Origin of the sequence: Paenarthrobacter sp. NPDC091711, assembly GCF_044756605.1 — a bacterium.
GTDB lineage: Bacteria > Actinomycetota > Actinomycetes > Actinomycetales > Micrococcaceae > Arthrobacter.
Genome location: NZ_JBIVTF010000017.1, coordinates 24921 through 35399, shown reverse-complemented (window position 1 = coordinate 35399; position 10479 = coordinate 24921). Strand labels below are relative to the sequence as shown.

The 10479-nt window shown below is 59.9% G+C and carries 11 protein-coding genes; 10 read left to right on the top strand and 1 reads right to left on the bottom strand.

Going from position 1 to position 10479, the window contains the following annotated elements; genetic code table 11:
* Window positions 1-385: 385 nt before the first annotated feature.
* The gene (locus ACIQH5_RS19435; RefSeq protein WP_400406622.1) at window positions 386-1297 is read right to left on the bottom strand and encodes a LysR substrate-binding domain-containing protein; all 912 of its coding nucleotides are present in this window, start codon (window positions 1295-1297) and stop codon (window positions 386-388) included.
* A gap of 219 nt (window positions 1298-1516) precedes the next feature.
* Between ACIQH5_RS19435 and ACIQH5_RS19430 the strand changes: the two genes are divergently transcribed.
* The 10 genes from ACIQH5_RS19430 to ACIQH5_RS19385 all read left to right on the top strand — a co-directional run bounded on the left by ACIQH5_RS19430 (window position 1517) and on the right by ACIQH5_RS19385 (window position 10412).
* Window positions 1517-2305, top strand: coding sequence for an amino acid ABC transporter ATP-binding protein (locus ACIQH5_RS19430; RefSeq protein WP_400406620.1), 789 nt, complete (start codon window positions 1517-1519; stop codon window positions 2303-2305).
* Between the two features lie 5 nt (window positions 2306-2310).
* Window positions 2311-2946, top strand: a complete 636-nt coding sequence (locus ACIQH5_RS19425; protein WP_400406714.1) for an amino acid ABC transporter permease — start codon at window positions 2311-2313, stop codon at window positions 2944-2946.
* Window positions 2946-3599: an amino acid ABC transporter permease gene (locus ACIQH5_RS19420; protein ID WP_400406618.1), complete on the top strand. Its 654-nt coding sequence runs from the start codon at window positions 2946-2948 to the stop codon at window positions 3597-3599. The genes ACIQH5_RS19425 and ACIQH5_RS19420 overlap by 1 nt, the downstream gene beginning before the upstream one ends.
* Window positions 3600-3635: 36 nt before the next feature.
* Window positions 3636-4505 carry an ABC transporter substrate-binding protein gene (locus tag ACIQH5_RS19415; RefSeq protein WP_400406616.1) on the top strand — a complete coding sequence of 290 codons (870 nt, stop codon included), beginning with the start codon at window positions 3636-3638 and terminating at the stop codon, window positions 4503-4505.
* 27 nt (window positions 4506-4532) lie between these two features.
* Window positions 4533-5270 (top strand): SDR family NAD(P)-dependent oxidoreductase, encoded by a 738-nt coding sequence (locus ACIQH5_RS19410; protein WP_400406614.1) that lies wholly within the window; start codon window positions 4533-4535, stop codon window positions 5268-5270.
* Window positions 5267-5983, top strand: coding sequence for an SDR family NAD(P)-dependent oxidoreductase (locus ACIQH5_RS19405; protein ID WP_400406612.1), 717 nt, complete (start codon window positions 5267-5269; stop codon window positions 5981-5983). Before ACIQH5_RS19410 ends, ACIQH5_RS19405 begins: the two co-directional genes overlap by 4 nt.
* A gap of 55 nt (window positions 5984-6038) precedes the next feature.
* The gene (locus tag ACIQH5_RS19400; RefSeq protein WP_400406610.1) at window positions 6039-7337 is read left to right on the top strand and encodes a flavin-containing monooxygenase; all 1299 of its coding nucleotides are present in this window, start codon (window positions 6039-6041) and stop codon (window positions 7335-7337) included.
* Window positions 7338-7388: 51 nt separating this feature from the next.
* The gene (locus ACIQH5_RS19395) at window positions 7389-7811 is read left to right on the top strand and encodes a heme-binding protein (RefSeq protein ID WP_400406608.1); all 423 of its coding nucleotides are present in this window, start codon (window positions 7389-7391) and stop codon (window positions 7809-7811) included.
* Between the two features lie 174 nt (window positions 7812-7985).
* The gene (locus ACIQH5_RS19390; RefSeq protein ID WP_400406606.1) at window positions 7986-8366 is read left to right on the top strand and encodes a cupin domain-containing protein; all 381 of its coding nucleotides are present in this window, start codon (window positions 7986-7988) and stop codon (window positions 8364-8366) included.
* Window positions 8367-9095: 729 nt separating this feature from the next.
* A complete protein-coding gene (locus tag ACIQH5_RS19385) occupies window positions 9096-10412 on the top strand; it encodes an MFS transporter (RefSeq protein WP_400406604.1) in 1317 nt (438 codons plus the stop codon).
* The last annotated feature ends 67 nt before the right edge of the window (window positions 10413-10479 follow it).

Genomic DNA, 10479 nt, shown 5'->3' with positions numbered 1-10479 from the left:
TCTCCGGACCCCAGCAGAAGGGGCAGGATGCATCACACTCAGGGGTAGTGACGTCCAGCTGATCGACCCGCCTGGTAGCGGCTTCCGACGCGGCAACCAAGCGTTCGATTTTCATAGGAACTTGCGATGACATCTCACATCTCCACCTAAAGGTTTTGCTTTTGGATACGTGAATTACATCACCAATGCCTATGGGTGACAAGGGTGAATCCTAAGATGAGACGAAATCTGGCACCCAAGCCTTGGCCCCACAGCAGTACATCACCGACTATGGAATGCCCTCCGCGAAGAGACGTACGGTCCGCGCCCCGCACGCTTACGGGCACCAGTTCCTTCCGACCCGACTCCCCGGGTCAGCCGAGGGCCAGGCGGGGGCCTCCGGGAGCTACGACGGAACAAACTCCCGATGCAGCATTCGCATATGTTCTTCGGCGAGCTTTATCAGTGCCTGAGTCGCAGGAGAAAGGCTTGATGGATCGCGGCTGATGATGGCAAACGTCTCGATCAGGGGCGGTTCCAGACTGACCCACTTGAGCTTTTCGGTGTAACCCAGGGCCTGGGCCACGGGGACCGAGGCCACGGCACCCGCAGTGCCTGTGGCGGCGATGGCCAGGGCTGCTGAGCCGGTCTCGACTTCGATATCGGGCGTCAGCGGGATGCCGAGAGTCTGGGCTCGTTCGCTGAGTTGGCGCCTTGTTGGGTCGTTTTGTGAAAATCCGGAATCCGGCAGAACCAGCGGCCTCTTCAGCAAATCCTCGACAGTCACCGGTTGGGTAAGCGCCGGTTTTGTGTGGAAGTAGGCGGCCTCACAGGACCAGAGAACGTCACTGATGGTGAGACCCCGGGCATCGATCGGGAGCGCCACAACACCGGCTTCCAGCTTTCCGGATCGAACCTGATCTGCAACTTGGGCAGAGTTCGATCCGATGAACCGGACGTGAATATTGGGGTAGAGCGAGCGGAAAGCAGGGATCAACCCGGATAGGACATATTGCCCACTGTTGAACATGCCAAAGGTTACCGTTCCATCTTGCCGATCACGGATTCCTGACACGGAGTCCATTGCGATCTGGTAGTCCCGGGCGACTTTACGGGCGTGGGGCAAGAAACGCTGACCCGCTTCGGTCAAGGTCAGGCCCTGCTTTGCCCGCGTGAACAGCGCAACGCCAACACTTTGTTCCAGCTTGCGGATCTGCTCCGACAGGGTCGGTTGTGATACCCCGAGCTCTTCTGCCGCCTGCGTCAACGAGCCAGCCGTGGTGGCCGCCAGGAAGTAGTTCACCTGCAGGATCGTCATTTTTCTCCTCTTTCCTTCCCCCGAAACTCTATAGGCCATCACCCTCTCATGCATAGGGGGATCCTATGCAAGGGCATTTGCTAGGCACTGGAGGAAAACGCTTGGTTTGCGGGCAGCCCGAAAGAAATCTTCGGAAAAGTCTTGTCATCCAAAGGTGATCCTGATTACATCATTCTCATTCACAGCCAAACCCTATGGATACCGCGAAGGATGATCCACATGGAAACAGCATCAGTCCGCAGAGAGTCACCCCCTACGTTGGGTGCGGTGCAGGTTCAAGGCCTACACAAGAACTACGGCGTTATCGAAGTCCTGCATGATGTCAGCCTCCAGATGGCTGAGGGCGAGGTGGTCTCGATCATTGGTCCATCAGGAGCGGGCAAGAGTACCTTCCTCCGGTGCCTGAACTACCTTGAAGCACCCACCAAAGGCACCATAACCATTGGCGGCACAACCGTTGATGCCGGCGCCAAACGTCCTGACCGCGCGAGCCTTGAGCGCCTGCGTCGTGTCACCGGCATGGTGTTCCAGGGTTTCAACCTCTTTCCGCACCTGACGGTAATGGAGAACATCTCCCTGCCCCAGCAAAAGGTCCTCGGACGCAGCCGCGACGAGGCACATTCGGTAACAGAGTCGCTGCTGAAGCGTGTCGGACTGGCGGAAAAGAGCGACCAGCACCCTTCCCGCCTCTCCGGCGGTCAGCAGCAGCGCATTGCGATCGCCCGCGCTTTGGCGCTTACACCTAAAGTAATGCTCTTTGATGAACCTACTTCCGCGTTGGACCCGGAACTCGGCTTGGAAGTGCTCGCCGTTATGCGCGACCTCGCTGACGAGGGCATGACCATGATTGTGGTTACTCACGAAATGCAGTTCGCCCGTGACGTCTCCGACCGGGTCATGGTCATGGCAGGTGGCAAAGTTCTGGAGCTGGGACCAAGCCAGCAGGTCATGACCGCTCCCACCCACGAGCGCACCAAGAAGTTCCTACGCGCTGTCCTGGACCGGTGAGCACCATGTTTCTGCAGATAGCTTCCGGCATTGGAATGACGCTCCTGATCACCACAGCTTCCTTGGCCATTGGTGCTGTACTGGCACTGCCCCTGGTAGCCGCCCGGAGGTCAACCATCACACCCTTGAGAGTAACTGCCACGATCTACATCGACGTGGTGAGGGCCATCCCGCCGATCACCTGGCTGTTCCTGATTTACTTCGGACTTCCCCAGTACGCGCTGCGGTTGGACTCGGTCTCCGCTTCCATCTTGGGTTTCTCCGTTATCGCCTCCGCCTATATGGCCGAAACTTACCGTGCCGGCCTCCTTAGCATCCCCCGGGGGCAATGGGAAGCCGCCACCGCTTTGGGCATGCGGTTCCTCCCCGCAACGCGCCACATCATTACGCCGCAGGCGTTCAAAGTCACCTTGCCGGCTGTCGCCGCCTACGCTATCGCCCTGCTGAAAGATTCGGCCCTGGCATCGACCATCGGCGTCCACGAAATCACCTACCAAGCCGGATTGGTTTCAAAGTCCTCCCACCAAGGACTACTCGCATTCAGCATCGCCGGGCTGCTCTACATCGCCTTGAGCGTCCCGCTCGCATTAGCAGCCCGCCGTGTGGACCGGACGCTCCGTCAGAAACTTGAGGTGGCCTGATGAGTCTCATTGACCAGTGGATCAGCTGGCTCCCGGCCCTGTCACCGGGTCTCAGCGTCAGCCTTGGCCTGACAGGATTGTGCCTGCTTTTCGGGATGCCTTTTGGGCTGCTCCTCGCCCTCGCCTTAGAGAGCAGACAGACGGCACTCCGGTTCCCCGCCCTGGTTCTCATTGAAGTGGGCCGAGGCGCTCCGGCTTTGGTTCTGTTGTATCTGCTCTACTTCGGCCTCCCCGAAAGCGGAATCACCTTGCCGGCCTTCGCTACTGCCGTCATCTCGCTCTCGTGGACCACCGGCGCCTACTCCAGTGAACTTTTCCGCTCAGGGCTCGCCTCGGTCCCGCGAGGCCAGCGCGAAGCCGCCCTCACCTCCGGCCTGAACGGGTGGTCCGGCTTCCGGCACATCATCCTCCCCCAGGCCATCCGGATATCGACGCCGCCGCTGGCCAGCCTGGCGGTCACCATCTTCCAAACCAGCTCGCTGGCCTTCGTTATCGCCGTTCCTGAACTGATGTCCAAGGCATACGCCCTCGGATCCATCACCTTTGAATACCTCAGTGTCTTCCTGCTCACCTCGGTGCTGTACGGATCCATCACCCTGATCGCCCTGGCGTTTGTCCGGCTCGGCGAACGCCGACTCAACCGCCACCTCTGACATTTTCCTCCTCCCAACACACCAAAAGGACCTTCCATGAAACGCACCAACACCCGTAGCCTCGCAGTCACCGGCGCTACCACAGCCGCCGTTGGCATCCTTGCCCTTGCTCTGTCCGGCTGCGGTACCAACGCAACAGCCGCCGTCGATCCCTCATGCACTCCGAAACATAGCTTCCAAACCATCAGCTCCGGCACTCTGACCGTTTCCACCTACGACTTCGCCCCGCACATGAAACTCGACGGAAACAAACTCGCAGGCGTCGAAGGTGACCTGCTCAATGAGATCGCCAAGCGCGAATGCCTCACGGTGACTGTGGAGGCTTCCGGCGGTGCCGGCGCTGCCATTCCCGCTGTTCAGGCTGGACGGGCCGATTTGGCAGCCGGCGACTGGTGGCGCACCCAGGCCCGGGCAAAGCTTGTAGCCCTCAGCGACCCGATCTACTTGGACCAGGGAGCCTTGGTCTCCACCGCAGGCTACAAAACCATCGCCGAACTGGACGGCAAAAAGATTGGTTCCGTAGCCGGCAACCTTTGGAACGACGAATTCACCCAGGTCTTCGGCGACAAGTTTGCCGTCTATCAGGATCCCGAAGCCGTGTTCAACGACCTTGCAGCCGGCCGCATTGACGCCGTGATCGACAGCGTGGGAGCAACCACAGCACGCTTCGAGTCCAAACCCGTCAAAGACGCCCAAGTCATTCCGTTGCAGTCCGATCCCAGGATTCCGGTCTCAGCACACCCTGGACAGCTCAACTGGCCCACCAAGCTTGGCAACGACGCGCTGACCAAAGCCCTGAATGAGAACATCGCCGACCTTCGCAAGGACGGCACCATCGCCGACCTGCTGAAGAAATACGGAATGGACCCCACCGCCGCCGAAGTCGGCGAACCGGACATGCTCTAGACAGCCAACCACCCAGGAGAAACCACAATGACTGAACAAACCCAAAAAGTCGCCCTCGTTACTGGCGGCGCCCGCGGCCAAGGCGCCGCTCATGCCGAAGCCCTGGCAGTGGCAGGCGCGAGGGTCGTCATCGCCGATGTCCTGGACGAAGTCGGCGAAAAAACGGCAGCAGCCTTGGCCGAAAAAGGCCTCGCCGTCCGCTACCTCCATCTTGACGTGACAGATCCCGGCGCCTGGGCCGCCGCCGTCGACGACATCGAAGAACACGACGGCGGTCTGGACACCCTGGTCAACAATGCCGGCATCATCCGGGTAACTACCCTCAACAATTTGGACCTCGCCGAATGGAATCTGCTCCAAAAGGTGAACACCACGTCCGTCCTGCTCGGCATGCAAGCTGTGTTCCCGGCGATGCTGAAACGTGGCGGCGGCACTATCGTCAACGTCGCTTCGACCGCAGCCCACCGCGGAGCAGAGGCCTACGGCGCCTACTCCGCCTCGAAAGCGGCAGTCCTTGCCCTGACCCGTGCCGCGGCGTTGGAGTATGCGCCAGACAACATACGTGTCAACTCGATCAGTCCCGGCGGCGTGGAAACTCCCATGAACAACGATGAACCCCAAGGTGGTACGTCCTCCAGCGCGCCGCTTGGGCGACGCGCCCGCCCGGAGGAGATCTCTCCTCTTGTCGTCTACCTGGCCTCTGATGCATCTTCCTACGCCACCGGCGCGGATTTCCTTATTGACGGCGGGGTTACGGTGCGATGACACAGGACCTGCGCGTCGCACTGGTCACCGGTGCCGGAAGCGGCATGGGAAAAAGCACCACTGAGGTTTTCGTCGATAACGGCTGGCACGTCATCGCCGTCGACGTCGTTGCTCCCCAATTCAACGGCCGTGCGGCCAGCGTTACCCCACTCGTGGCTGATGTACGGGACAGGGCTGCTTTGGAAGACAAACTCGATGCTGTCCTGCCCAACGTCGGCGGCGCCATCCATGCCGTTGTGAACGTCGCTGGCGTCTACCCGCCGTCGACGTTGGATACGTTCACCGAGGAGCTCTACCGCTTGGTCTTCGACGTCAACGTCCTGGGTGTCATGAATGTCATGGCCGCTGCAAAGCGCTCCATGCCTGAAGGCTCGGCCATGGTGAACTTCGCTTCGGTGGACGGGTACCAAGTCTCCCCGGGGCAGCTCGTATACGGTGCCTCCAAGGCAGCGGTCATCATGCTAACCAAGGCCTCCGCGTTGGAATTAGCCGACCGGAAAATCCGCGTCAATGCAATAGCGCCGGGATGGGTTGATACACCCGGCAATCGCGCCACCGGCCGAATGGAGGCCGCGGCAGCCACCATTCCGGTGGGGCGGGTGGCGCAACCCGAGGAAATCGCCCAGTGGGCGTGGCTACTCGCCGGGAGCGATGCCGCCGGTTTCATGACCGGCGAAACCATCACGCTCTCCGGCGGCGACGTCATCCGCTAAGCGGCATCAACCGCGTGCTCCCTTAACTACAACTTCTACTTGAACGGATACCACCATGACCCGCTACTGCGTCATCGGGGCCGGCGCCGCCGGCATCTCAGCACTCCAGCAACTGCGTCAGGCAGGCTACGAGGTTGACTGCTTCGAGAAAAGCAGCCGCGTCGGCGGCCACTGGCACACAGACTACGAGGCGCTTCACCTCATCACCGCCAGGGACATGACACACTTTGAAGACTTCCCGATGCCGGCGCACTACCCGCACTTCCCACGGCGGGATCAGGTTCGCGACTACATCGAGTCATACGCCCGCCACCACGGCCTCTACGAGATCATCCAGTTCAATACCGAAGTCCTCTCCGTCACCCCCGTCTCCACCGAAGGCGCTGTTGGCTCGGCCGGGTGGAACGTCACCACCTCGCACGGCTCGGACACCTACGACGGCGTTATCGTCGCCAACGGCCACCTATGGGACAAGAAAGTCCCGCAGTTCCCAGGCGAATTCACCGGCAAGCAATTGCACTCCAGCGAATACAACAACGTCAAAGACCTCGAAGGCACGAGGGTACTTGTCGTCGGGGCCGGTAACTCCGGCTGCGACCTCGCCGTAGACGTCGCCCAGCATCGTCTCGAAGCTGACATCGTCATCCGCGAAGGCACCTACTTCCAGCCCAAAGCCTACTTCGGCAAGCCCCGTCAGGAACTGGAGTTCCTCCAGCAGTTCGCGCCGGACGAAGTGGACCTCATCAGCCGTCTCCTGGCCAGGGTGTCAATCGGAGAGTGGAGCGACTACCCTGGCATGCCGGAACCCAAGCACCGAACCCTGGCCGAAGGCAGTACCGTCGTCAACAGCCTCCTGCTCTACTGGGTCCAGCATGGCCGGGTAGGCATCGTGCCGGGCATCGAACGCTTCGAGGGCAACACCGTCCACTTCACCGACGGAACATCCCGCGAGTACGACACCATCCTTTGGGCCACAGGATTCCACTCCAGTGTTCCTTTCCTGGATACCAGGCTGGTACCACGCCGCAAAGGCGCTCCTATCCGCTACGGCGCAGGGATCATCCCCGAAGGACTCGAAAAGCTGTATTACGTCGGTATGATCGCACCCCGCGGACCGCAGATCCCCGTTTATGGGATGCAAGCCAAGATCGTGGCCAGAATGATCGCCCTGCACAACCGTGCTGGCGAAAACGGCGGAAACATCGGCGCCTACATCTCCGGCCTCCAGGAATCCGAGGACAGGATCGACATCGTCCGCGACATCTGGGTCGAACAAATGAAGGACACCGAACGTCTGCTTACTGCTTTCGATGCAGCCCAATCAGCCGCTCCCCACGCGACCTCAAACGCCTGAAGGCGAACCTCCCCGTACAAGTTCTCATCCCAATCACAAGGAAAAGCACCAGTGACTGACATCACCCTCGAGCAAACCGAATACGTCCTGGCGGCCGCTCTTGCCGATGCCACCGCCCGCGGACTCGCAATGAACGTAGCAATCGTCGACGCCGGAGCGAACCTCAAGGCTTTCGCCCGGCAGGACGGTGCGTGGCTGGGCAGCATCGACATCTCAATCAAGAAGGCCCGCACCGCGCGTTACTTCGACATGCCCACCGGTGACATCGGATCCCTGTCCCAGCCTGGCGGTCCGCTCTACAACATCGAGGTCTCCAACGACGGTCTGATCTCCTTCCCCGGCGGGTTGCCCCTGGCCGTCGAAGGAGTAGTTGTGGGGGCTATCGGCGTCAGCGGCAGCACCGTCGAAAACGATCACGCCGTCGCATCCGCCGGAGTCGAAGCCAACACAGCCTTGGCCGGGAAAACAGCCTAACCAACCCAAACGAGCACGTCCCAGCGGCTATCCGGCAGCATTGAACGCAATGAAGAACCATGGTATGTCCGGCCCACCGCTCCACCCCACGCCCATAACGAAAGAAAGCGACAGATGACATGACCACCGCATACCGCGCGCCACGGGCCTCACCGCCGGGACCTGGAAGAATCCTTGATTGCACCACCCAGCGCTACGCCGCTCAGTGGCGACATCACTGTCCGCAGTCGCCGGGCGTTTGAATCCAAAGATGGCCGAATCGCCTCTGGGACCTTGGAGACCGAAATCGGCCAGTCGCGTTGGGAGTTCTTCAACAACGGCGAAATCATCCATGTGCTCTCAGGCGCAATGACCGTTCAGTGCGACCGCGGTGAGGAAGTACTCCTGTCCCCCGGCCACACCGCCTACTTCCCGATTGGTTGGACAGGAACGTGGACGGTTCACGAGCGCCTGCGCAAGGTCTTCGTCGTCTACAACGCATCAAGCTCAACCGCACGTCCGCCCAAAGCCAAGGCCTCCTCCTCGCAAGTGAGAGGTCTTGGCTTTGGGCGTTAGCGGGATCGCTGAACTCGACCCAAGATTCCAACGCGTTTCAGCTACTGATAAAGTCCGCCGGCTACGGCAAGGTAGAGTTCAGAACCCGCCTGAACCTCCGCGAGCAAGGTGGCGGAACATCCGTCGATCCGCTTTAGGCCTTGCCCATATCGAGCGGAGAACTGCTCATCTGATTGCCGCAAAGGGAGGGCGTGAAGATTCCTTGATGGCAACACATGATCGACCCCGTAAGGCGCACCCGATCATGTTGGATTTGAAGCTGCTCCCTTCACACCCTCTAGACCAGCACTTTTCCGTTGCGGCCTAGCCCTCCTGCGATTAGTGGCCTCTGCTGCTCGACACTGACTCGCGTTTGCCCATCCCATTTCTTAGCGGATTTACTTGCGGCAATGAACAAATTCATCACTTGACACTACTAGCAGCGTGTTGTTCCATAGATTATGGTCCAGCTCACAGGCTCGAGCGACAGGTGTAACTGGGAGACATTCGCAGGTTTCTGGAGCCCGGCTGCGCCCGCCGTCTTCTTCGTCAGTCGTGTAACTATGACTTAGGCCGCGACGCCTGCTCCAAAACCAGGCGTCTGTAGGCCGAAGTCCAGCAACCCGTCGAAGCGAAGAATCGGCCACGAGTAGCCAGCAAGTATTTATGTCGACATCAGCAACTCCACTGCGTCCACCGCAGTGGTCAGTCGAATACTGACTGCCTCTTTCCCTTGTCCAAAGGACCAACATGACCGAGATCAAAACGCCCGACACCGTCGTCGCGCACCCTCAGCAAAAAACAAAACCCGCCCGCTTCTCTCCGGAGGTCCGACGAGGCCTCTTGGGACTCGGTGTCGGCAACTCCATGGAGTGGTACGACTGGATGGTATTCGGCCTCCTGTCCGCCTTCATTGGCCCAAGCTTCTTTCCTAGCACTGATCCGCTTTCCCCCACACTGAATGCCTTAGCCGTCTTCGCTGTAGGTTTTGCATTCCGACCGCTCGGAGGCGTCCTGCTAGGGACCTTGGCCGACAGAATCGGCCGCCGCCGCATCATGCTCTTTTCAATCATGCTCATGGCTGGCACAACCTTGATTATTGCGGTCTGTCCAACCTACGAACAGATCGGCCCCTGGGCGGGAATCATCCTCCTGGCTTGCCGTGCGCTGCAGGGAATCTCCACTGGCATTGAGGCGCCCCTGAATACCTCACATGCAGTAGAACTAGCCCCCGAAGGACGCGAAGGATATATCGCAGGGATGATGGGGTTCTATGTATACGTAGGCATCCTCCTTGCCTCGTTGGTTAGTTACTTCTCCAGCCTCATTTTGGGGGGTCAGATCATGGCCGACTGGGGCTGGCGGGTGCCCTTCATCGTCGGCGCATTGTTCAGCGTCGTTGTGCTGTACCTTCGCCGTGCATTGCCCGAGACGCTAAGTCCTGAGGAAAAGGCGGAATCATCAAGCGCCGTGTGGGCGGATGTCCGTAAGCGCTGGCTTTCCGTTGTGGCCATTATGCTTGTCGCCGGAACGGCGCAGGCCTACAACTACGCCTGGAGCGTAGGCCTGCCCAACGCAGCCCGGAGCAGCTTCAACGAAGATCCCACCGCCGTGTTTGCGATCACGACCATCATGGGTGTGATCATGATGGTCGGCAGTTGGATTGTTGGCAAGGCGGCGGATGGGCGCCAGCTTTCTCGTTGGTTCATCGCCACAAGGCTGCTGGCCGTTCCATCTGTGTTTCTCATGCTTCTCTACGTGCAACCGGGCTTGGCGGGTTTCGCTTTCGTGCTGCTTGGAGGATCTGTTGTTCTTGTCCTGAACACCACCCTCTACAACGTCGTGAGCACTTCCCTGATGCCTAAGAACAGCAGAGGCACAGGGGTCGCGCTCGGCTACGGTATTGGTGTTGCTCTGTTCGGCGGGACGGCCTCATACCTCCTGGTTTGGCTCCAGTCCCTCAATCTTGGCTGGCTCTTTGCCGTGTATATAGCCGCACTGTGTCTCCTCAGTGTTGTTATTTATCTGGCTGCAAAGCGCAAGAATGGCGTCCACATCGGTAGCTAACTTTCGCCGACTGCAGTTATCGAACCGATAAAGGCCCGGAGCCCCACCACGAGGCTCCGGGCCTTCA